Source organism: Streptomyces sp. NBC_00726 (assembly GCF_045161735.1).
GTDB lineage: Bacteria > Actinomycetota > Actinomycetes > Streptomycetales > Streptomycetaceae > Streptomyces.
Genome location: NZ_CP108984.1, coordinates 96369 through 119184, shown reverse-complemented (window position 1 = coordinate 119184; position 22816 = coordinate 96369). Strand labels below are relative to the sequence as shown.

Annotated in this window: 15 protein-coding genes and 1 pseudogene; 12 read left to right on the top strand and 4 right to left on the bottom strand. The window is 71.9% G+C overall.

The window, feature by feature from the left end; genetic code table 11:
- Positions 1-38: 38 nt before the first annotated feature.
- Together OG338_RS30025 and OG338_RS30020 are read right to left on the bottom strand one after the other, a co-directional pair.
- Entirely contained in the window at positions 39-1271 is a 1233-nt protein-coding gene (locus OG338_RS30025) for an FAD-dependent monooxygenase (protein WP_331741743.1), read from the bottom strand.
- 12 nt (positions 1272-1283) lie between these two features.
- A pseudogene (locus tag OG338_RS30020) lies at positions 1284-2110 on the bottom strand (alpha/beta fold hydrolase).
- 72 nt (positions 2111-2182) lie between these two features.
- Here OG338_RS30020 and OG338_RS30015 point away from each other — a divergent pair.
- On the top strand, positions 2183-3013 hold the full coding sequence (locus OG338_RS30015) for an AraC family transcriptional regulator (RefSeq protein WP_331741740.1): 831 nt from the start codon (positions 2183-2185) through the stop codon (positions 3011-3013).
- A gap of 53 nt (positions 3014-3066) precedes the next feature.
- Positions 3067-3723, top strand: a complete 657-nt coding sequence (locus OG338_RS30010) for a maleylpyruvate isomerase N-terminal domain-containing protein (protein WP_331741736.1) — start codon at positions 3067-3069, stop codon at positions 3721-3723.
- A 165-nt stretch (positions 3724-3888) separates the two neighbouring features.
- Here the strand turns inward: OG338_RS30010 and OG338_RS30005 are convergent, their stop codons facing one another.
- Positions 3889-4686 (bottom strand): TIGR03084 family metal-binding protein, encoded by a 798-nt coding sequence (locus tag OG338_RS30005; RefSeq protein WP_331741733.1) that lies wholly within the window; start codon positions 4684-4686, stop codon positions 3889-3891.
- A 251-nt stretch (positions 4687-4937) separates the two neighbouring features.
- Here OG338_RS30005 and OG338_RS30000 point away from each other — a divergent pair, with 251 nt between their 5' ends.
- From OG338_RS30000 to OG338_RS29975, 6 genes are all read left to right on the top strand, one after another.
- Positions 4938-5498 carry a DUF5987 family protein gene (locus tag OG338_RS30000; RefSeq protein ID WP_331741730.1) on the top strand — a complete coding sequence of 187 codons (561 nt, stop codon included), beginning with the start codon at positions 4938-4940 and terminating at the stop codon, positions 5496-5498.
- A complete protein-coding gene (locus tag OG338_RS29995; RefSeq protein WP_331741727.1) occupies positions 5495-7147 on the top strand; it encodes a GMC family oxidoreductase in 1653 nt (550 codons plus the stop codon). The genes OG338_RS30000 and OG338_RS29995 overlap by 4 nt, the downstream gene beginning before the upstream one ends.
- Positions 7144-8238 carry a carboxymuconolactone decarboxylase family protein gene (locus tag OG338_RS29990; protein ID WP_331741723.1) on the top strand — a complete coding sequence of 365 codons (1095 nt, stop codon included), beginning with the start codon at positions 7144-7146 and terminating at the stop codon, positions 8236-8238. Before OG338_RS29995 ends, OG338_RS29990 begins: the two co-directional genes overlap by 4 nt.
- Positions 8239-8784: 546 nt before the next feature.
- On the top strand, positions 8785-9732 hold the full coding sequence (locus OG338_RS29985; RefSeq protein ID WP_405940573.1) for a ParB/RepB/Spo0J family partition protein: 948 nt from the start codon (positions 8785-8787) through the stop codon (positions 9730-9732).
- A gap of 20 nt (positions 9733-9752) precedes the next feature.
- Positions 9753-10565, top strand: coding sequence for an AraC family transcriptional regulator (locus OG338_RS29980; protein WP_331741716.1), 813 nt, complete (start codon positions 9753-9755; stop codon positions 10563-10565).
- Positions 10566-10698: 133 nt separating this feature from the next.
- Positions 10699-11448, top strand: coding sequence for an AraC family transcriptional regulator (locus OG338_RS29975; RefSeq protein ID WP_331741713.1), 750 nt, complete (start codon positions 10699-10701; stop codon positions 11446-11448).
- Between the two features lie 172 nt (positions 11449-11620).
- On the opposite strand, the gene OG338_RS29970 is transcribed toward OG338_RS29975, so the two are convergent.
- Entirely contained in the window at positions 11621-12973 is a 1353-nt protein-coding gene (locus OG338_RS29970; RefSeq protein ID WP_331741710.1) for a carotenoid oxygenase family protein, read from the bottom strand.
- A 76-nt stretch (positions 12974-13049) separates the two neighbouring features.
- Here OG338_RS29970 and OG338_RS29965 point away from each other — a divergent pair, with 76 nt between their 5' ends.
- The 4 genes from OG338_RS29965 (at position 13050) to OG338_RS29950 (ending at position 22816) form a co-directional block, all read left to right on the top strand.
- Positions 13050-13697, top strand: a complete 648-nt coding sequence (locus tag OG338_RS29965; RefSeq protein ID WP_331741708.1) for a TetR/AcrR family transcriptional regulator — start codon at positions 13050-13052, stop codon at positions 13695-13697.
- Positions 13698-13947: 250 nt separating this feature from the next.
- Positions 13948-15933: an ASPIC/UnbV domain-containing protein gene (locus tag OG338_RS29960; protein ID WP_331741705.1), complete on the top strand. Its 1986-nt coding sequence runs from the start codon at positions 13948-13950 to the stop codon at positions 15931-15933.
- On the top strand, positions 15930-16925 hold the full coding sequence (locus tag OG338_RS29955) for an enediyne biosynthesis protein (protein WP_331741702.1): 996 nt from the start codon (positions 15930-15932) through the stop codon (positions 16923-16925). Before OG338_RS29960 ends, OG338_RS29955 begins: the two co-directional genes overlap by 4 nt.
- Positions 16922-22816, top strand: a complete 5895-nt coding sequence (locus OG338_RS29950) for a type I polyketide synthase (RefSeq protein WP_331741699.1) — start codon at positions 16922-16924, stop codon at positions 22814-22816. The genes OG338_RS29955 and OG338_RS29950 overlap by 4 nt, the downstream gene beginning before the upstream one ends.

The following is a 22816-nucleotide window of genomic DNA, read 5'->3' as shown; positions in this document are numbered from 1 at the left end:
GGGGCCCCGGATGTGACATGGGGCGATTGTGGCGTGCGTCATACAGGGGCCGGTGGTTCTCCGAGGGCGTAGTCCTCGACGGGCATCGCGTTGTAGAGCCGCGCGCTGCGCGTCGTGAGACGGAGCAGTGCGCGGCCCGGGCCCGCCGGCAGGGCGGAGACCAGGCGGGCGCCCTGCGCCAGGCCCCAGCCGCCCAGCCGCGACGTGGGGATCAGCGTCCGCGCCGCGCTCGACGCGACCGCGCGGCTGCCGCGTACGTGCTCCGCCATCACCCGCTCGTACGCGGGGAACGCCCGCTCGTGGTCGCCGCCGGCGCGGGCCAGCTCCCCGGCCAGGACGTACGCGCCGACCACGGCCAGCGTGGTGCTGCCGCCGACCGCCGGACCGGGGCAGTAGCCCGCGTCCCCGACGAGCGTCACCCGCCCCCGCGACCAGCCGTCCATCCGGAGCCGGCTGATCGAGTCGAAGTAGAACGCCGGCGTACGGTCCAGCTCCGCCAGCCACCCGTCGACCCGGGGGTGCAGCCCGGCGAACGCCCCGCGCACCAGATCCTTCTGCCCGGGCACGTCCCGGTGGTCCCAGGCGAGTTCGCGCGCGCTCCGGAACAGGAACAGGACCCGGGCGTCGGCCAGATGGCGTGCCCCGTACGCCCCGGCGGTGCGCCCCACCCCGACGTGCATCAGCAACTCCCCGTCCAGGCCGGAGACGTTCGGCAGGCCCAGCACCGCGAAGTAGGCGCCGAGGAAGGAGCTGCGGCCCGCGTCCGCGCCGAAGACGAGGCGGCGCACGGTGGAGTGCAGCCCGTCCGCGCCCACGACGAGATCGAAGCGCCGGGGCGCGGCCCGCTCGAACGTCACCTCGCACCCGGTGGCGCCCCCGGGGGCCACCGAGGCGACCGAATCGCCGAAGACGTACTCGACGTCGTCGCGGGTGGCGTCGTAGTAGATCGTCGTCAGGTCGTCGCGGATGATTTCGACGTGCCGGTCGGAGGCGCCGCCGTAGATCTTGGCGAGGTCCGCCCGGACGGGCCGCCGGGCGCCCTCCCGGAAGATGCTCAGCCGGTCCGTGCCGGTGGCCCGCTCCTCGATGCGCGGCAGCACCCCCATCCGCTCCGAGATGTCCACGGCGGGCCGGAACAGGTCGACCGCATGGCCGCCGGCCATGCGCGGCGCCGGGGCGCGCTCCACGACGGTGACCTCGAAGCCGTACCGGACGAGCCAGTGGGCGAGCACCGGACCGGCGATCCCGGCCCCGGACACGAGAATCCGCACGATGTCCTCCCCTCAGCCGTGCAGCGCGGCGAAGTCCAGCAGCGGGCCCGCGACCCGGGGCGGGTCCTCCAGGATCGGCGAGTGCCCGAGACCCGGCAGCAGTTCCACCCGGGCGCCCGGGACGGCGTGGTAGTCGGCGGCGGACGAGGAGCGCCAGCGGCGGTCGTCCTCACCGAAGAGCACCAGCAGCGGCTTCCCGGCCACCGCCAGGCGCGCTCCGGCAGCGCCCGTTCCTCCAGATAGGCGCGGGTGGCCCGCATGGTGGCCGCGAAGGAGTGCGGCGTCATGGCGCGGACCTCGCCGAGCAGCGCGTCCGGCACCCGGTAGCCGGGGCGGCTGAAGGCCGTGCTCGCGAACTGCCGGATCTGCTCGTCGCTCGGCGGCCACTGCGCGGGGGCGGCGGCGCCGGAGCCGGTGGCGATGAAGGCGCCCAGGCTCGGCCCGGTGTTGACGAGCACCACGGCGGACACCAGCCCGGGGCGCTCCTCGGCGAGGGCCGTCGCGGTCACCCCGCCGCTGGAATGGCCCACCACCACGGCCCGCCCGGCACCGAGCCGGTCCAGCACCTCGCCGGTCCGCCGGGCCTGGTCCGGGATCGCGTAACGGCCGTCGTCCGGCTTGTCCGACCCGCCGTGCCCGAGCAGATCGATCCGTACGACGCGGTGGGTCCCGGGCGCCGTCAGCAGGGGCACCAGCGCGTCCCACGAGCGGGCCGAGGAGGCCGAGCCGTGGATCAGCAGGAGCACGGGGGCCTCGCGCGGCCCGTCCTGGCAGACCTGGAGGGTGTCGCCGTCGTCCAGCGTGAGGAGCGACGATTCGGTGGTCCTGGAAGCAGTCATGCCCTCACTGTCCCGGCGGGCCCCGCCCGCGTATTGAACGAATGCTCCCGCAGGTGCTCGTAGCATGGAGGGGTGAACACGTTCACGCACGGTACGGCTGTGTGGGACGTCGCCCGTCCGCAGCGGCCGAGCCGGGTGGCCGGAGTCACCATGGCCGGATTCGGCGTGCGCGCCCTGGACGCGTTGCGCATGGTGCCGCACCCCGCGGTGACGCTGCTCCTCGAATTCGGCGCCGGCACGCCCGTTCTCGACGGCGCCGCCGGTGAGCGGCAGCACGGCTGCCTGGTCGCCGGGCCCGGGCTCGGCTCCGGGGGAGCGGTGCGGGTGCGCGGGGAGAACGTGGAGTGCGTGCAGGTGCGGCTGTCCCCGGTGATCGCCCGCGCGGTCCTCGGCGTGCCGCCCTCCGAGCTCGACGGCGCGGTCGTCCCGCTGGACGCTCTGTGGGGCCGTGAGGCGTCCCGGATACGCGAACAGCTCGGCGAAGCCCCGTCCTGGCAGGTCCGCTTCGCGCTCGCGGACGCGCTGATCACCCGTCGGTACGCGGCCGGCGCGGCGGTGGACCCGGAGGTGGCCCGGGTCTGGCGGCGGCTCACCGAGGGGCATGGGCTGCCCCGGGTCGAGGAGCTTGCCGCCGGCGTCGGCTGGAGCCGCAAGCGGCTGTGGTCCCGCTTCCGCTGCCAGCTCGGCCTGCCGCCCAAGCGTGCGGCGACCCTGCTCCGCTTCGACCACGCCGCCCACCGCCTGGTCGCCGGCGAGGGCCCGGCCCGGGTGGCCGCCGACGCCGGGTACGCCGACCAGTCCCATCTGCACCGCGACGTCATGGCGTTCACCGGGTCCACCCCGGCGACCCTGGCCGCCGAACCGTTCCTCGCGGTGGACGACCTCGCCTGGCCGGGGCGCTGAGGGGGCGACGAGGTTGTCCCTACGGATGGGGCGCACGCCCTAGCGTGGGCCCCATGCATCCCTTCTCACGTTCCTGGACAGCACTGCTCGACGCCGTCGCCGCTCTTCCCGACGAGGACTTCGGGAAACCCTCGGGCTGTGCGGGGTGGCTCGTCCGGGACCTCGTGTGTCACCTGGTCATCGACGCGCAGGACGTCCTGATCACCCTGGTCACCCCCGCCGACGGGCCCGCCACGACCGACGCGCCCGGGTACTGGGACCTGCTGCCCGAACCCCCGACGGGCGATGACCCGCTCGACGCCCTGATCCCCCGGCTGGCGGCCGCGTACGGCGAACCGCGCTGGCTCAAGCACCACATCGACGACGTCGGCACGGCGGCCGTCCGCGCCGCCGGCCTCGCGGACCCGGCCGTCCGGGTCCGTACGCAGGACATGGTCCTCACGGTCGCCGACTACCTCTCGGCGTACGTCCTCGAAGGCACCCTGCACCACCTCGACCTCGTGGCCCACCTGCCCGCCGCCCCCGGACCGCCCGCCGAGACCCTGGCCGTGGCCCGCACCGCGCTGGAGGCCGTCGCGGGCGCCGCGTTCCCCGCCTCGCTCACGGACGCCGACGCGCTGCGGATCGGTACGGGCCGCAGCGCGCCGACCTCCGCGCAGACGACGGCCCTGGGCGGGTCGGCGGCGCGGTTCCCGCTCATCCTTGGCTGAGGCAGGCCCGGCTGACGGCAGGCCACGGTGACGCCCGGTCAGGCAGACGGCAGGGAAACGGGGAAGGTCTTTCCGTTTCTTCGTCAGGAGCCAACCTGCGCGGCCGGGCATGTGGCCGCATGGTGCCACGGCGCCGCTCCGTGGATGCGATAAACAGGGGCGGCCCTACGACGCGAACTGCCCCGGCTTCCGCCCCTCGCCGCCCGGGCCCCGGTATGCCTGGGCGATGCCCAGCCACTCCTCGGCCCTGGCCCCCTCGGTCCGTATCGCGAGGTCGGCGTGGTGGCGGCGACGGGAGACCAGCAGCGCGAAGTCGGCGGCCGGGCCGGTGACCCGGTTTTCGGCGTCCTCCGGTCCGAAGGTCCATGTGGTGCCGCCGGACGGCGCCGTCAACTCGAAGCGGAACTCCTCGCGCGGCGGCTCCATGCCGTGCGCCTGGTATCCGAAGTCCCTTGTGTGCACGCCGAACCAGGCCAGGTGTCCCACCCGGTCCGTGTACTCCCGGCGTACACCGAGCGCGTCGGCGATGTCCTGGCCGTGTGCGAAGACCTCCATCAGTCCGGCCGCGGCGAGCACGGTCGGCGGCAGGGGGTTGACCAGCCACGGCACGGTGTCCTTCTGGTCGGCCTCGGAGAGCCCGGTCACGGAGGCGGCCAGCTCCTCACGCCAGCGCGCCCGCGCCGCCTGTGGGCCCGCCGCGAGGAACTGCGCGAGCGCCGCGTCCACCGCCGCCTGAAAACCGTTCTTGGCCTGCGTCGCGTACTCCGCGAAGCGCTGCGGGTCGCGCGCGGAAGTCGCGGCGAGATGGCAGACGAAAGCAAGGTGCGCGACCTGGTGGGCCACGGTCCAGCCCGGCGCGGGCGTGGGCAACTGCCACTGCTCTTCGCTGAGATGGTCGAGGAGCGCGTCGATCTCCTCGCCCTCGGCCACCAGATCCGAATACACGTCGAGTGATTTCGTCATATGCGGTCCTTCCGGGAAGGCGTTTCCCGCGTACGTCGGTCAACGCGGCGAAACGAGTCTGTGGCCGGATCCGGCGATCCGTCTTCTCGTCCGTTGCCCGGTGGGGACCCCCGCACGTCGGTGCGGGGCGACCGGCAGTCACGAAGATGCGCGCCCTGCCGTACCCGCCCAAAAATCGACCACGCCGCACGAGTCCAAGCGCACGGACACAGACCGCCAGACGGCATTCGCCGCGTCCGAGGGGATCCGCCATGCCAGACCCGGAACGCCCGCAGTCGAGAAACACCGTTCTTGAGGCTTACGCCGACACGATCATCCCCGGTGAGAAACGCCATCCGGACGACCGGGCGGTGGCCGGGGTGAGCCAGGGCGGCGGGGCGGTGGCGTCGGGCGCGATCGATGTCCTCGAAACGCCCGAGGGCGGGATGGCCCCGGCCCTCGACGACCTGGCCCGCATGCTCGACGAACACGCCGTCCGCTACCGCACCGGGCGCGGACTGCCCCCCGACGACCATGAGCCGTTCGTCGGCCTCGGCTACGACGACCGGCTGGCGCTGGTGGGCGAACTGCTCGCGCCCGACCACCCCGAGCACGCCATGTGGGCCGGCCTGGCGATGTTCAGCTTCATGGCCTTCGACACGGGGGCCCACATGCACACCGCGGACGCCATCGCGGCCGGGCACCCGGGTCTCGCCACCCTCGGCTTCACGCCGCCCGGCGAGGACGGGCTGTGGCGGTTCCCCGCCTACTCCTACGGCCGCCCACTCGCAGACGTACACCCCGACACCGACCCCACTGGGAGCCCCGTGTGAACGCCACCGAAACCACGGACGTCCTGATCGTCGGCAGCGGCTTCGGCGGCTCGATCACCGCCTACCACCTCGCCGCCGGCGGGGCGAAGGTGACGGTACTGGAGCGCGGGCCCTGGCTGAACTCCGAGGAATTCGACCACGACTTCAAGTTCGGCTCCTCGGCCACCCGCGTGTTCGACTTCGTGGTCGGCGACGGGATGAGCGTGCTCGGCGGCAACTGCGTGGGCGGCGGCAGCGTCGTCTACTTCGCCACCATGCCGCGTGCGCCGCGCTTCGTCTTCGAGCGCCACGGGTCCATCGGCCGCAGGATGTGGCCGGCCGCGATCGACCGCGACGCGCTCGAACCCTGGTACGACCGGGTGGCCGAGGCCCTGCCGGTCACCCCCACCTCATGGGACGAGGTCCCCTACATCGGCGGGGTGTTCGCCGCCGCGTGCAAGGCCGCCGGGCACACCGCGAATCCGTCGCCGTCCGCCGTGGACACCAGCCTGTGCACCAACTGCAACTGGATGATGTCCGGCTGCCGGTTCGACGCCAAGCGGTCCCTGCTCCTCAACTACCTGCCCGCCGCCCTCTCGCACGGCGCCGAGATCAGGCCGCTGCACGAGGTGCAGAAGATCACCAAGCTGGACACCGGCGACTACCGGGTGCACTACAACACGATCGACGAGGTGGACTACCGGCAGCAGACCGGCTCCGGCACCATCGACGCCAAGATCGTGATCCTCGCCGCCGGCACCGCGGCCACCCCGGTCATCCTGCAACGTTCGGAGCCCGAGCTCGGCCGCATGCCGCACGCGGTCGGCCGTTACTTCTCCGGCAACGGCGAACGGCTCAACACCGCGGTCCTCGAAGACGACAAGGTCAGGGAACTGCTCGGGCTCTCCCGAGACGAGGCGAACGCGTACGGCGCCTACCAGATCGGCCGCGGACCCGTCGTGGCGTCCTGGGACCGACTCGACGGGGATCTGCCGGAGTACGAGCGGTTCTCGCTGGAGCAGCTGTACTTCCCCCCGGGCTTCGGCACCATCCTGGCCCAGGTGCCGGATGCGAAGGGCCCCAGCTGGTACGGGCCGGAGAAGAAGGAGATGCTGCGCAAGTGGCGCTCCTGGCTTACGGTCTTCACCATGTCGGAGGACGACAACGAGGGCGTGTTCGGCCCGCCGCCGCCCACCGGCAACTCGGAACGGCTCTCTCAGCAGCTGCTCGGCTTCGGCAGCCTGCGCTACCGGCCCACCGAGAACACGCTGCGCGGCTGGGAGATCTCGGACGCGGCGGTCCGGGACATCCTCGAACACAACGGGCTGGCCCGGGTGATGCCGTGGACCAACGACGTGATCGGGGCGTACACGGTGCACCCGCTCGCCTCGTGCCGCATCGGCGACGACCCGGAGACCTCCGCGCTCGACGACCGGCACGAGCTGCGCGGGCACCCGGGCATCTTCGTCACGGACGGATCGGCCGTACCGGGGGCCCTCACGGTGAACCCGGCCTTCACCATCGCGGCACTCGCCGAACGGGCGGTGCCCGGCATCATGCACGCGCTGCGCGAACGCGGCGTCGAGGTGCGTTACGGGGCGCCCGCGCCGGACGGCGGCGGCGCGGCCCGGCGCGGCACCGCGGCCGCCGTACGCACGGTCCTGGGATGACCGGCATGGCCCCGGTCACCGCGCGCGCCATGCGCGGACTCGCGCTCGCCCAGATCCGCTTCGTCACCCCGGTCCGGCCCGGTGCGGCGGACGGGCCCACCGCCCGGGTGTACGGGCAGATGGAGCGGGAGTTCGGCGTGCTGGCCCCGCCGGTGGCGCTGCACTCGCCCGCCCCCGAGGTGATGACCGCCGCCTGGCTGATGCTCCGGGAGACCCTGATCGCCCCGGGCAAGGTCGACCGCGCGGTGCGGGAGGCGGTGGCCGCGGCCGTCTCGGCGGTGAACACCTGCCCGTACTGCGTGTCCGTGCACGGCGCCACGCTGCGCGGCCTGGCCGGTGAACAGGCCGCCCGGACCATCGCCGCCGGCCGGATCGCCGAGGTGGCCGAGACACGGCTGCGCGAGGCCGCGCACTGGGCCACGGCGGCCGCTCTGCGTCCCCGGCCGGGCGACGCCCCGTACGTGCCGTTCAGCGCGGCGGAAGCGCCCGAGTACGTCGGGGTGGCGGTGGTCTTCCACTACCTCAACCGGATGGTGAACACCTTCCTTGAGGACGCGCCGATGCCGGCGAGCGCGCCGCGGGCCGGGCTCGGCATGGTGCAGCGTGTGCTCAGCCATGTGATCCGCGGGGCGAGCCGGCGGACCGGCGAGGCCGGAGCCTCACTCGGGCTGCTGCCGCCGGAGCCGGAGCCGGACGGGCTCCGCTGGGCCGGGGCGAACCCCCACATCGCGCAGGCGTTCGCCCGGGCCGCCGGCGCGGTGGACCGGGCGGCGCGGCAGGTGGTGGCCCCGGGCGTCAGGGACCTGCTCGACCGGGAGCTCAAGGACTGGGACGGTGCGCCGCGCGGACTCGGCCGGGGCTGGGTGGACGCCCCGCTCGCCGCGCTGCCGCCGGCCGACCGCCCGGCGGGCCGGCTCGCGCTGCTCGTCGCCTTCGCCTCGTACCAGATCGACGCCACCGTCATCGAGGAGTACCGGAAGGACCGGCCGGACGACGCCGATCTGGTGGTGCTGGCCTCCTGGGCGGCGCTCTCGGCGGCGCTCCGGATCGGCGGCTGGGCGCCGGCGGACGGCGGGCCCGGACCGGGGTGACCGCCGGGCCCGTCTGAGATGTTCCCGGTCGCAGGAGCGGCGGGCGCGGTCCGACCGCGCCCGCCGCTCCGCCGTTTCCGAGCAGGGTCCGCCGGCGCGGACGCGGGCCCCGGTCGTCCGGCCAGACATGGTTCCCCTTCCGCACGGCGGCTCGATACGGACACAGCTTTGGGCAAGGCTGCGTCCGCGGCAAGGGGTGCGCATCTCGCGGCGTGCCCTACCAAAGGACACCGCCACAACGGCAACTAGCCGAAGTAGCGCGATTCGTTGCCAGAGGTGATCCGGTTCTTCTAGCTTCGCCCGGTCGGAACGGTGGTGTGGAGACCGGAGTCGCGAGGAGAGAGATCGTCATGCACTCCATGCGGTGGATGGCGGTCGACGCGCCCGCTTTGGACCGCCGGACCGACCGACTGGTGTCAGCCACCCGTATGCAGAGGTCGACGGGGGCGTCTGGCAGATCGATTCGCTCGGAAACTGGAGGAATCCGTGAAGGGAATCGCTGCACGAATGAGGGACCAACCGCCTTACTTCACCCAGTCCGTATACGTGAAAGATCTCGTGGTCTCGGATTCTCCGCGACTCAATGGGGTCGACGAAGCTCATGCGCGACGTCTGGCCGATGTGTATCACTCGTTGCCGCCGATTCTGGTGCACACCCCTTCCATGAGGGTGATCGACGGAATGCACCGGGTCAGGGCTGCGGTAATCCTCGGACTGGAAACGATCGACGCCCAGTTCTTCGACGGGTCCGATGACGAGGCGTTCATTCAGTCGGTCGCCCGAAATATCGCCGACGGTCTGCTGCTGTCGCCGGCCGACCGCAGCGCAGCCGTGCGCCGCATCCTCACCGGTTTCCCCGCCATGTCCGACCCGAGCATCGCCGTCTACACCGGTCTCGACACCGGCACCGTGTCCGAGGTACGCCGGCGGGCCGCCGCCCGCTCGTCGGAGCTGGGCCACTCCGGCACCGGGGACAGGCCGGCCGCAGCGGACGCCGCCGTGTGCGGCCAGGCCACCGAGCTTGTGTCCCGCACTTCCGGGGGACCGCTGAATCCCGGTGTACGGGCGGCGGCCGAGCTGTCACCGGACGCCGCCCGGAGCGCGGGGGAGTGCCCGCTCGGGGACGAGGAGGAGCAGGCGCCCCGTGCCCAGCCGCCGCGCACGGTCCCGCCGCGGATGCCCACGGCCCGGGGCACCCAGGCGTGCGGGGGCCGGCCCGTGATGCCGCGCACGGCCCGGGACCGGCTGCGGATCCTGAGCAACAACCCGTCCCTCAGGAACTCGCAGTCCGGGCGGGATTTCCTCCGCTGGATGCACGGTCATTTCATCACCGATGAGGCATGGAAAGAACTCGCCGACTCCATTCCGCCCCACTGCACCGAGACCGTTGCGGAAATCGCGCTGAAGTGCGCGGACGCCTGGCGGCGCTTCGCTGACGAACTCTCGGACAGGGCAAGGATTCAGTCCGTTCCCGCAGGCCGTTCCCGTGCTTGATTCCTTCGAAGGGGTGCCCTATGACCACTGCTTCCATGGAGATGGCAATCCTCCAGGTCATCGACTACATGCATGAACGCCTTGACCAGGATCTGACCACCGATGATCTGGCGAGGACGGCAAGGTTCAGCAAGTTTCATTTCTCCCGGATGTTCCGGGAGGTGACGGGTGTTTCCCCGGGGCGCTTTCTTTCCGCGCTTCGTATCCAGGAGGCGAAGCGCCTTCTGGTCGGCACCGGCCGCAGCGTGGCGGATATCAGCGCCCAGGTCGGGTACAGCAGCGTGGGTACATTCAGTTCACGATTCAAAGAGTGTGTCGGTCTGTCGCCGAGCAGATTCCGGGAACTGGACGGGGACTTCAGCGGCCTGAGCGTGCAGTTGTCACGGACGGGCGCTTCCGGTACGGCTCAGTCCTTCTCCGTGCACGGCCGCATCGTGCTGCCCGGGGACCGGCCCCTGGGGCAGGTGTTCATCGGGCTCTTCCCGAGCCCCATTCCCCAGGGCAGCCCCGTGCAGTGCACCATCATGGACGGGCCCGGACCGTTCGAACTGCGCGACGTCGGGCCGGGGACCTGGTACCTGATGGCGGCCTCCGTCCCGTACGGAAGCCCGTCGGTCCTGGCCGGGCGTGGACGGGGCGGCCCGGAGAACCTGTCCGTCGGACGGTACGGACCCCTGGTGGTCCGGCCCGGGGTCCTGCTGATGCCCGCCGACGTCGTGCTGCGCCCGGTGAGCCCGCTGGACCCGCCGGTGCTGATCGCCGTACCCGGGAGCAGGGCGGAGCCGCTGTCCGTCGCGGTGCGCCGGCGCCACGCATCGGCGGCCGGCCTGTGACCGCGTCGCCCCGCGACGGCGTCCGGTCCGCATTTTATTGTCCGCCATATGCCCTTGGCATGTGATTGGGCGTCTTGCCGTAGTACGTCAGCATTCTGCCCTTGCCTAAGGTTCACCCCCCACTGGAGGCCCTGTGCAAGACGCCGTGCACCGTGCGATCGAGACGATCTGGAGCCATTACACCGAGCCGGTGTCGCTGTCGGACCTGGCCGACGCGGCGATCCTGAGCAGGTTCTACTTCTCCCGTGTGTTCCGGGAGGTGACCGGTACCTCCCCGGGGCGCTTCCTCTCCGCGATCCGGCTGCACCAGGCCAAGGAGATGCTGCGGGACAGCGAACTGGGCGTCACGGACATCTCGTACCGGGTGGGCTACAACAGCCCGGGCAGCTTCACCTCGCGGTTCACCCGCAGCGTCGGACTGGCCCCGACGCGCTACCGCGCCCGCGCGCGGCTGCTCGAATCCGGGCCGTTACCGGAGGCGCCGACGCCCGATCCGCGCTGCGGCACCGTCGTCGGGACCGTGCACAGGTCCGGAGTGGTCCCGCTGCGCAATGTGTACGTCGGTGCCTTCGGCAGCCCCATCGCGGAGGGGAGGCCGGTCTCCTGGGACGTGCTGGGGCCCGGCCGGCCGAGGTTCCGGCTGCACGGCCTTCCCGAGGGGACCTGGTACATCAGGGTGGCCGGTCTGGACGGCTCGGTCCCGGATTACGGTGCGGAGCGCCGCATGCTCATCGGAACCTGCCCTTCGATCACCGTCCGGTCGGGGAGGGTGGTCGAACTCGACGTCACCCTGCGCCACAGCAGCATCTACGACCTGCCGGTGCTGTTCGCGCTGCCGGAGTTCGACTGCCGCGACCTGGCGCTCGTGGCCGGAGTCCGCTGACCGCGCCCCGGAGCGGGGGAGGGCGGAGGGGCGCCGCGCCGATGAGTTCGGACAGCCGGCCGCGTTGCTCACCGACCGCCCGGCGCGGCGGCCGGGACTTCGTCCTCCATGGCGTGGGGGAGCGGTTGCGGCTTCTGCTCGTCCTCACCGGGCTCGCAGAGGTGCTTTGAGTTCACTGCGCCCACTGCGCGTGGAAGCCGTGCGGGATGCGTACCGGAAGCTTCACGACGGCGACCGGCCGCCCGGTGAAGTCCGCCGTGTCGATGACGACGAGGTCGCTGGTGCCGGAGGCGGTGTCGTAGACGGCGCTGAGCAGATAGCCGTCTCCCTCCGGGGCATGGGCGGAGCGGGGTACGAAGACCGCTTCGCCGCCCTCGCGTCCCGGCCCGAAGCGGTGCCGGTCGACGCGGCCCGTCACGAGGTCGTGGCGCAGCAGCGCGGGCCCGGCGAGCGCGGCGGCCCGGTCCGGGTGCAGCTCCACCGTGAAGGCGTAGCGGTACGGGGAGCCCGCGTACCGGTCGTCGATGCGGGGGAACTCCTGGATCTCGCCGGAGAGCCGGTCCTCGGTCACGAGGCCGCCGGCCCGGTCCACGGTCCAGCGCCACAGGGTGGGCGCCGACTCGCTGGGGTGCAGGGGGTCGCGGTCGAAGGCGCGCTCGTGGCGGATGACGTCGATGACGATGTGGCGGCCACGGCTGTACGCGTTGACGGGATGGAAGACGAAGCACGGGGCGATGCTCATCCATCGCACGTCGGCGTCCGTGCCCTCCCGGGGGAGTATGCCGAGGCGGGCCTCATGGCTGTCGTTCCAGGTGTACGGGACGCGTGAGCCGGCGGCCGCCGCCCGGGCGTCGTAGGTGACCGGCAGGTCGTAGATGATCGCCTCGCGGTCCGTCAGCGAGAAGGCGTGCATCATCGGGGTGTCCTTCACCGTGATGTTCTCGCGTCGGCGCACCCGCCCCGACGCGTCCAGCGTCAGGTGGTCGACCCCGGGGCGGCCCGGCTCGTACGCCACCGCGTGCATCTCCTGGGTGAGCGGATCGACGACGGGGTGGGCGCTGAAGCCGCCGGGCAGGGTGCCGTCGAAGTCGACCCGGTCGAGCGTTTCCAGCCGGTCGCCGAGCCGGGTCGGCAGCGCGCCGCCGTCGGCGAGCGCGAGGGTGTGCCCGGCGTGCCGGACGAGCGCGCAGTTGGTGTTGTCCGACAGGCCGTGCCGCGGCCCGGGCGCGGGGAGTTCGCCGAGGGCGCGTGCCACCCGGTCCGTGCGCACCCAGCGGTTGCGGTACCACTCGGCGCGGCCGCCGCGCAGCCGCAGGCCGTGCACCATCGCGTCGCCGGCGAAGGAGTGGTCGACGGCCGGGTCGTGGCCGTCCAGCGCGTTGGGGCCGATCCGCAGGAAGGTGCCGTCGAGCTCGGCGGGCAGCTGTCCGCTCACCGCCGGGAAGGGCAGGGTCACCTCTTCGCGAACCGGCCGGTAGCCGCTGCTCAGCAGATGTGACGTGCTGTGCCGGTGATGAGTGGGCATTGCTGTCCATCCTCACGAATCGCTGTTACGTAACATCGTTATGGCAGCGTTGCACCGGCATGACAGGATGTCAACCGTGAGCCCACGGACAGCGAATCCCGCTCTTGGCGTACAACTCCTCGAAGCCGCGGCACAGCTCCTCGCCGAGGAGGGTCCCGCCGCGTTGTCGACCCGTCGTCTCGCCGCGGCGGTGGGTGCCTCCACGACGGCGGTGTACACGCACTTCGGCGGAAAGAGCGACCTGGTCAGAGCCATGGTCAAGGAGGGCTTCCGGCTGCTCGACCGGCGGCTGCGGGAAGTGCCGGAGTCGTCGGACCCGGTCACCGACATCTGCTCCCTCGGGGTGGCCTACCGGTGCAACGCGCTGGAGCACCGCCACCTCTACGGGGTGATGTTCGGGGGCGCCGTCCTGGGCGGCTTCTCGCTGACCACGGAGGACCGCCAGCACGGCCGCTACACCCTCAACGTCCTGGTGCGGGCGGTGGAACGCGGCATGGAGACGGGCCGGCTGCACCCGGGGGACGCGTATCTGGTGGCCCATCAGCTGTGGGTCGCGCTGCACGGTCTCGTGACGCTCGAACTCGGCGACTACCTGGTCGAGCCGTACGACGCGGACGTCTGCTTCGAGGCCCAGCTCACCGGCCTCCTCGTGAGCGTCGGCGCGGACCGGGACGCGGTGGCCGCCGCGCTGCGGCAGAGCTGCGACGGCACGGACACGCCCTAGTACGACCTCGGGACCGTACGACCTCGGGGACAGCACGTTCGCGTAAATCCGTGACCCGGCGTCACGGCTTCTCCCGCGATGAACCTCCTTCGAGAATGCTCTCTTACGCCGACATCGAGTAGTCCGCCGAGGCCGGACCCGCTTCAAGCAATGTCGGAGAGGCAGTGCGCGCTGCCGTCGCTCATTCTCGGAACGCGAACCCGTGCAGGACAAGCCGTCCAGCTCTTTGTGGTAAGTGAGGGGGAGTGCGATGAATCAACGCGAGCGCTTTCGCAGAATAACGCCAGGTGTAGTGACCGTGCTGGTGGCCGCGTCCCTGTTCTTTGCGGTCCGGAGTTCCGTCGCAGTGGCGGGCGGTGACGAGGCCGCCGCAAAGTACAAGTTCCAGGAAATGCCCATCGCGCTGCCGCCCGGTTACAACTCGCAACCGATGAATACGGTCCGCAAGGTGAATCCGGCGTACGAGAAAATCCGGTCCTGGATCTCATCCGTGGGCGCCGGTATCGCGATCAACGACCTGGTCGGCAACGGCAAGGCCGACGGCATGTGCATCGTCGACACCCGTACGGACCAGGTCGTCGTGACGTACACGCCGAACGCCGTCAAGGAGGACCGGTTCACCCCGTTCGTCCTCGACGGGTCCCCGCTTCCGATGGATGACGCCATGGCGCCCACCGGCTGCGCGCCCGGCGACTTCAACGGCGACGGCAGGATGGACCTGATGGTCTCCTACTGGGGCCGTACTCCGATCGCCTTCATGGCCAAGGAGAGTGCGACCACGCTGTCGCCCGACGCGTACGTGGCCCGCGAGGTGGTGCCGTCGAAGAGCGCCGACGGCGCCTACCATGGCCCCCGCTGGAACACCGACGCCCTGTACGTCGGTGACATGGACGGCAGCGGACACCCGTCCGTCGTGGTGGGGAACTACTTCCGGGACTCGGACGTGCTCGACCCGAACGGTCTCGACAACGTGGGCATGAACGACTCGCTGTCCAACTCGAAGAACGCGGGTGGCGACCACGTCATGCGCTGGACGGACGCGACCACCGGTGACGAACCCGGTGTCTCCTTCGTGGAGGAGAAGGGGGCCATCCCCTACAAGGCGTCCACCGGCTGGACCCTCGCGGTCGCCGGGGCCGACCTGACCGGCGACGACCTGCCCGAGCTGTACATCGCCGACGACTTCGGCCACGACCACCTGCTCTACAACCGGTCGACCCCCGGGCACATCAAGTTCACCGAGGCCACCGGCAAGCGCACGCCGACCACACCCAAGTCCTTCGTGCTCGGCAAGGGCTCGTTCAAGGGCATGGGCGTCGACTTCGCCGACGTCGACCACAACGGCAGCTTCGACATGATGGTCAGCAACATCACCGTCGCGTGGGGCCTGGAGGAGAGCAACTTCCTCTGGAAGAACAACGCCCGCGACGAGGCCGAGATGGCCCGCAAGCTGGCCGACGGCGAGGCACCGTTCAAGCAGGAGGCGCAGGAGCACGGCGTCGCGTGGACCGGCTGGGGCTGGGACACCAAGATGGCCGACTTCCTGAACAACGGTGATCTGTCGATCCTCCAGGCCACCGGCTTCGTGAAGGGCAAGATCGACCGCTGGCCCTGGCTCCAGGAGATGGCCATGGCCAACGACAACCTGCTGTCCAACCCGAGGATGTGGCCGAACGTCCAGCCCGGTGACGACATCGCCGGCGACGACATACTCGGCTTCTACGCGAAGACCGAGAGCGGAAAGTACGCCAACGTCTCCAAGCAGCTCGGCCTGGACGTCGAGATCCCGACCAGGGCACTCGCCACCGGCGACACCACCGGGACCGGAACGCTCGACTTCGCCGTCGCGCGGCAGTGGGGCCCGCCGGCCTTCTACGCCAACGAGGCGCCCGCGAAGGGCCAGTACCTCGGCCTGCGGCTGTACCGGCCCGCCACCGGCTCGGACAAGGACGCCGGTAAGGGCATCGCGAACATCGGCGCGCCGGCCTACGGCGCCACCGTCAAGGTCACCACGTCCGACGGCACCCAGATCTCCCACCTCGACGGCGGCGGCGGGCACAGCGGATTCCGCAGCTTCGACGTGCACTTCGGGCTCGGCACGCACACCGGTCCGGCGACCGTGGAGCTCTCCTGGCGCGACGCGGACGGCGGCAGGCACCGCACGACCCAGAAGCTCACCCCCGGCACCCACACGTTCATGCTGACCGACACCGCGCAGGAGGTTGCCAACCGATGACCGACGTCGCCTCTCCCCCAGCCGGTTCCCCGCCGGCGGCCAAGCGCGACCCGCGCTACCTCGCGCTGCGCAACTTCGCCATCTCGATGACCGTGTTCAACATCCTCGGCTACACCGTGCTCGGTTTCGAGCAGCCGTGGCTGTGGCCCATCATCGCGGTCGTCGCCGGTTATGTGACCGAGATCCTTCTGGAATTGCTGAGTTCCTGGGCACAGCGCCGCTCGCCGCGCTACCAGGGCAAGGGATTCCGCGGACTCTACGAGTTCCTGCTGCCCTCGCATATCACCGCGCTGGCCGTGAACATGCTGCTGTACGCGAACAATCAGATTCTGCCGATTCTCTTCGGTGTGTTCGTGGGTGTCGCGGGCAAGCACGCTCTCCAGGCACCCGTCGCGGGCCGTATGCGGCACTTCATGAATCCGTCCAACTTCGGCATCACTCTCGCGCTCGTCTGTTTCGGATCATGGGTGAGCATCGCACCGCCCTACGAGTTCACCGAGAACGCCGACACATTCTTCCGGATGGCGATTCCGCTGATCATCGCCACCGCCGGAACCATCATCAACACGGCGCTCACGAAGCGGACCGCGCTGATCGTCGGCTGGCTCGGCGCCTTCGTGATCCAGGCCCTGATCCGGCACTGGTTCTGGGACGTGGCCCTGGCCTCCGCGCTCGGACCGATGAGCGGTGTGGCCTTCATCCTCTTCACCAACTACATGATCAGCGACCCGGGCACCACCCCCGCCAAGGGGCGCAACCAGTTCATGTTCGGGTCGTCGGTCGCCATGGTCTACGGCGTGATGATGCTCTTCAACGTCGTCTACACCCTCTTCTTCGCCACCACCGCGGTCTGCGCCCTGCGCGGCATCGGCTGGTGGGTCGCCCACCTCATCCAGCGCCGCAAGGCGTCCGGGATCTCCGGGGGCGGCCAGGCCGGCGGCCCGAACCGGGCGCTCGACGACAAGACCACGATCGAGGCGGTGGCCGCATGACGCCCTCCCCCCCTACGCAGCCCGCCGGGATCGCCGTCGTCGGCATCGCCTGCCGCTACCCCGACGCGGACAGCCACGAGGAGCTGTGGCAGAACGTCCTGGCCGGCCGGCGGGCCTTCCGCAGACTGCCGGACGAGCGCATGCGCGCCGAGGACTACTACTCGCCCGACCCCGCGGCCCCGGACCGCTTCTACTCCAGCAAGGCCGCCGTCATCGACGGCTTCGTATTCGACCGGGTCAAATACCGCGTCGCGGGCAGCACCTTCCGCGCCACCGACATGACGCACTGGCTCGCGCTCGACACCGCCGCCCGGGCCCTGGAGGACGCGGGATTCCCGCTGGGCGAAGGGCTCGGCGACCTCAACACCGGGGTCATCCTCGGCAACACCCTGACCGGCGAATTCAGCAGGGCCAACCTGATGCGGCTGCGCTGGCCCTACGTGCGCCGCACCGTCGGCGCCGCACTGCGCGAGCAGGGCTGGGACGACGACGCCCTGGCGAAGTTCCTGGGCGACCTGGAGGAGCGCTACAAGAGCCCCTTCCCGCCGATCGGCGAGGACTCCCTGGCCGGCGGCCTCGCCAACACCATCGCCGGACGGATCTGCAACCACTTCGACCTCAAGGGCGGCGGGTTCACCGTCGACGGGGCCTGCTCCTCGTCGCTGCTCTCCGTCGCCACCGCGTGCGACGCCCTGGCCGACGGCCGGCTCGACGTCGCCGTGGTCGGCGGGGTGGACCTCAGCATCGACCCCTTCGAGGTCATCGGCTTCGCCAAGACGGGCGCCCTCGCCACCGGCGAGATGCGCGTCTACGACCGCGGGTCCAACGGCTTCTGGCCCGGTGAGGGCTGCGGCATGCTCGTCCTCATGCGCGACCGGGACGCCGTCGCGCAGGGCCGCTTCCGCTACGCCAACGTCGCCGGCTGGGGCTACTCCTCCGACGGCCGGGGCGGGATCACCCGGCCCGAGGCCAGCGGACACCGTCTGGCCCTCCAGCGGGCCTACGCCGCCGCCGGGTTCGGCATCGAGACCGTCGGCTACTTCGAAGGCCACGGCACCGGTACGGCCGTGGGCGACGCCACCGAACTGCGCGCCTTCTCGGAGGCACGCCGCGCCGCCGGCCCCGACACGGAACCCGCCGCCATCAGCACGGTGAAGGGCAACTTCGGGCACACCAAGGCCGCGGCAGGCGTCGCCGGACTCATCAAGGCCATCCTCGCCGTACGCCACCAGGTCATCCCGCCCGCGACCAGCCACGTGGACCCGCACCCCGAACTCACCGGCGACCGGCCGGCCCTGCGGGTCCCCGGCGACGCGGAGCTGTGGCCCGAGGGCGCCCCCATCCGCGCCGGCGTCTCCTCCATGGGGTTCGGCGGGATCAACGCCCACGTGGTGGTCGAACACGCCGACGGAGTACGCAAGGAGGCCGTCGGCCGCGTCACCCGGCAGCTCGTACGGTCGCGGCAGGACACGGAACTGCTGCTGCTCGACGCCGAGACGACGGCCGAGCTGCGCGGGAAGGTCACCCATCTGGCCGCCTTCGTCCAGAAACTGTCCTTCGCGGAACTGGGCGACCTCGCCGCCACCCTTCAGAGCGACCTCGACGGCCGGCCGGTCCGGGCCGCCGTCGTCGCGGCCACCCCGGAACAGGCGGAACAGCGCTTCACCAAGCTCCTCACGCTGCTGGACGGCGGAGCCAGGTCGGCGCTCGACATCGACGGCGGAGTGTTCCTGGGCGGTGCCACGCCACAGGCCCGCATCGGGTTCCTCTTCCCCGGCCAGGGCGCCGGCCGGCGCGCGGACGGCGGTGCGCTGCGCCGCCGCTTCGCAGCCGTGGACGAGCTGTACCGCGCACACCCGCTGCCCGCCGAAGGCGACCTGGCCGACACCGCGGTGGCCCAGCCGCGCATCGTCACCTCCTCCCTCGCGGCCCTGCGGGTGCTCTCCGACCTGGGCATCGAGGCGGTGGGCGCGGCCGGTCACAGCCTCGGCGAGGTCACCGCCCTGCACTGGGCGGGGGCCACGGACGAGGCATCGGTGCTGCGGATCGCGGCGGAGCGCGGCCGGCTCATGGCGGCGGCGAGTGCGGGCGGCGGCGGCATGGCGGGCATCTCCGCCCCCGCCGACGACGTCGAACCGCTGCTGGCCGGCGAACCGGTCGTGATCGCCGGCTACAACGGCCCCCGGCAGACCGTGATCTCCGGCCCCGCCGACGCCGTCCAGCGGGTCTGCGCCGCCGCCTCCGCCCGGGGACTGGGCACCGCGGCCGTCAACGTCTCGCACGCGTTCCACTCCGAGGCCGTCGCCCCCGCGGCCGAAGCCCTCGGGACCTTCCTGCGGGCCCAGGAGTTCACCCCGCCGGCCCGCCGCATGATCTCGACGGTCACCGCCGACGAGGTCACGGCCGGCACCGATGTGCCGGAGCTGCTGACCCGGCAGGTGCGGCAGCCGGTGCGCTTCGCCGAAGCGGTCCAGGCCCTGTCCGCCGAGGTCGACCTGCTGCTCGAAGTGGGCCCGGGGAAGATCCTGCGAGGACTGGCCGAGGACATCGCGCCCGGCGTGCCCGTCGTCTCGCTCGACGCCGACAGCACCTCGCTGTCCGGACTGCTGACCGCCGCCGCGGCCGCGTACGCCCTCGGCGCGCGCCTGGAGTCCGGCGCGCTGTTCCAGGGCCGCTTCACCCGGCCGCTGCCCCTGGACAAGGAGTTCCGCTTCTTCGCCAGCCCGGCCGAGTCCACCCCCGACGTCGACCTGCGCTTCACCGACGTACGCGTGGACGAGCCGCCCGCCCCCGCGCAGGCGGACGAGACCGCGGCAGACGCCACGGGCGGCGGAGGCGACAGCCTCTCGGTGGTCCTGCGGCTGGCCGCGGAGCGTGCCGAACTCCCCCTGGAAGCGGTCAACCCGCACAGCAACCCGCTCGACGAACTGCATCTGAGCTCCATCACCGTGGCCCAGATCATGAACCGCGCGGCCCAGGAACTCGGCATCACCGCCCCCATGGTGACCACGGCGTTCGCCACCTCCACGCTGGCCGAGCTCGCGGGCCTGCTGGACGGGTTGCAGGAGACCGGCAAGGCCGACGACGGGGCGGAGGAAGCCCGGATCGCCCAGGGCGTCGCCCCCTGGGTGCGCGCCTTCGCCATCGACCTGGTGCCCACCGAGCCGGGCCCCGCCACCGTGCGGGGGTCCGCCGGGCACGGGGACTGGGAGCTGTTCGCATCCGAACGGCACCCGCTCGCGCCCGCGCTCCACGAGGCGCTGTCCACCGCGGGGCTCGGCGGCGGCGTGCTGCTGTGCCTGCCCCGGGACTGCGACGAGAACCACACCCCGCTGATGATCGCCGCCGTCCGTGCCGCGCTCTCCCGCGGCGCCTCCCACTTCCTGGCGGTGGGGGACCGGCGCGGCGCAGCGGGCCTGGCCAAGACCCTGCACCTGGAGGCGCCGGACATCGCGACCACCGTCGTCACCCTGCCGCTGCCCGACGACATGCCGGCCGACCGCGCCCGCGAACTGAGCGCCCGCATCGTCACCGACGTCGCGGCGACCGGCGGATTCAGCGAAGTCCACTACGGGCCCGACGACCTTCGCACCGTACCCGTCCTCCGCGCGCTGCCCCATGCCTCCCCGGCCGGTGGGCGTGACGCGGACGCCGGGGCGGGGCAGGCGCTCGGGGCCGGGGACGTCCTGCTGGTGACCGGCGGCGGGAAGGGCATCACGGCGGAATGCGCCCTCGCCCTCGCCGTCGACACCGGAGCCGGAGTCGGCCTGCTCGGCCGGTCCGACCCGGCGACCGACCCGGAACTGCGGGCCAACCTGCGCCGGATGACCGCGGCGGGCGTCAACTTCCGCTACGTGAGCGCCGACGTCACCTCCGGCGACGAGGTCAAGGCGGCGGTCGCCGAGATCAGCGACGCGCTCGGGCCGGTCACCGCCGTACTGCACGGCGCCGGCCGCAACGAACCGCACGCCCTCGCCAACCTGGACGAGGCGTCGTTCCGCCGCACGCTCGCCACGAAGATCACCGGACTGGAGAACGTGCTCACCGCCGTCGACCCGGCCGCCCTGCGTCTCCTGCTGACGTTCGGCAGCATCATCGGCCGGGCCGGGCTGCGCGGCGAGGGGGACTACGCCACCGCCAACGACTGGCTCACGGACCTGACCCGGCGGGTGCAGGAGGACTACCCCGACTGCCGCTGTGTGGCGCTGGAGTGGTCCGTCTGGTCCGGGGCCGGAATGGGCGAACGGCTCGGCGTGCTGGAGTCGCTGGTCCGGGAGGGCATCGAGCCGATCCCCACCGAGGACGGCGTGGCCATGCTCAAGCAGCTGCTCGCCGAGGGGCGGACACCTTCCGCCCTGGTGGTGATGGGACGGGCCGGCGGCCTGCCCACACTGACTCTGGAGACCGCCGACCTGCCGCTCATGCGCTTCGTGGACCGCCCGCAGGCCCACTACCCGGGCATCGAACTGGTCGTCGACTCCGATCTCAGCGCCTCCGACGACCCCTATCTGTCCGACCACGAGCTCGACGGCGACCTGCTGTTCCCCGCGGTGCTCGGCATGGAGGCCATGGCCCAGGCGGCCGCGGCGCTCACCGGGTTCGAGGGCGCGCCCGTCCTTGAGGACATGGAGTTCCTCCGCCCGATCGTCGTACCTCCGGACGGCCGGACCACCATCAAGGTCGCGGTGCTGGCCGAGAGCCCCGGAGCCGTGAAGGCCGTCATCCGCAGCAGCGAGACCGGCTTCCAGGCCGACCACTTCCGCGCCACGCTCCGCTACGACCGCCCGGAGCCGGAGGACACCGGGCCCGTCCCCGTATCCGACGACGCACCGCGCATCCCGCTGGACCCCGCACGGGACCTCTACGGACCGGTCCTCTTCCAGGGGGCGCGCTTCCAGCGCCTCGCCGGCTACCGCCAACTGGCCGCCAAGGAGTGTGTCGCCGAGATCGCGGACATGGCCACCCTCCCCTGGTTCGCCCGGCACCTGCCCGACGAGCTCGTGCTCGCCGACCCGGGGACACGGGACGCGCTGATGCACTCCATCCAGTGCTGCGTACCGGACGCCACGCTGCTCCCGGTGAGCGTGGAACGCCTCCACCTGGCGGACCCCGCCGCCGCGCGCGGCGACAAGCAGGTGACGCTGCACGCACGGGAGCGGTCGCGCAACGGGGACACGTACGTCTACAACCTCGACGTCCGCGACCAGCTCGGCACCCTGGTCGAACGCTGGGAGGGGCTGGTCCTCCAGGCGGTCCGCAAGCAGGACGGCACCGGTCCCTGGCAGCCCGCCCTGCTCGGCCCCTACCTGGAGCGGCGCGCCGAAAGGCTCCTGCCCGAGGCCGTACGGTGTGTCGTCCGGCCCGACGGCGAGGCACCCGGAGAAGGGCTGACCGCCCGCCGGAAGGCCACCGCGGAGGCCGCCGGCTGGGCCCTGGGCCGCCGGACCACGGTGGACCACCGCCCGGACGGCAGGCCCGAGATCGCGGGCGGACCGCGGATCTCCGCCTCGCACGGCGCGGGAGTGACCCTGGTGGTGACCGGCGAGGCACCGGTGGCCTGCGACGTACAGCAGGCCGAGCACCGCTCCCCGGAGGAGTGGGAGGGGATGCTCGGAGCGGAGGGCACCGCCCTCGCCCGGCTGATCGCGGCCGAGCACCAGGAGGAGCCTTCGGTCGCGGCCACCCGGGTGTGGAGCGCGGTCGAGTGCCTGCGCAAGAGCGGCCGTGCGGTCGCCGCGCTCACGGTGGACAGCACACCCGGCGCCGAGAAGCACTGGGTGGTGCTGCGCTCGGGAGAGGCCCGCATCGCGACCTTCCCGACATCCCTGGAAGGGGTCGGTGAGCCCGTCGTCTTCGCGCTCATGGCCCAGCCCGTGGAGAGGAACGACTGA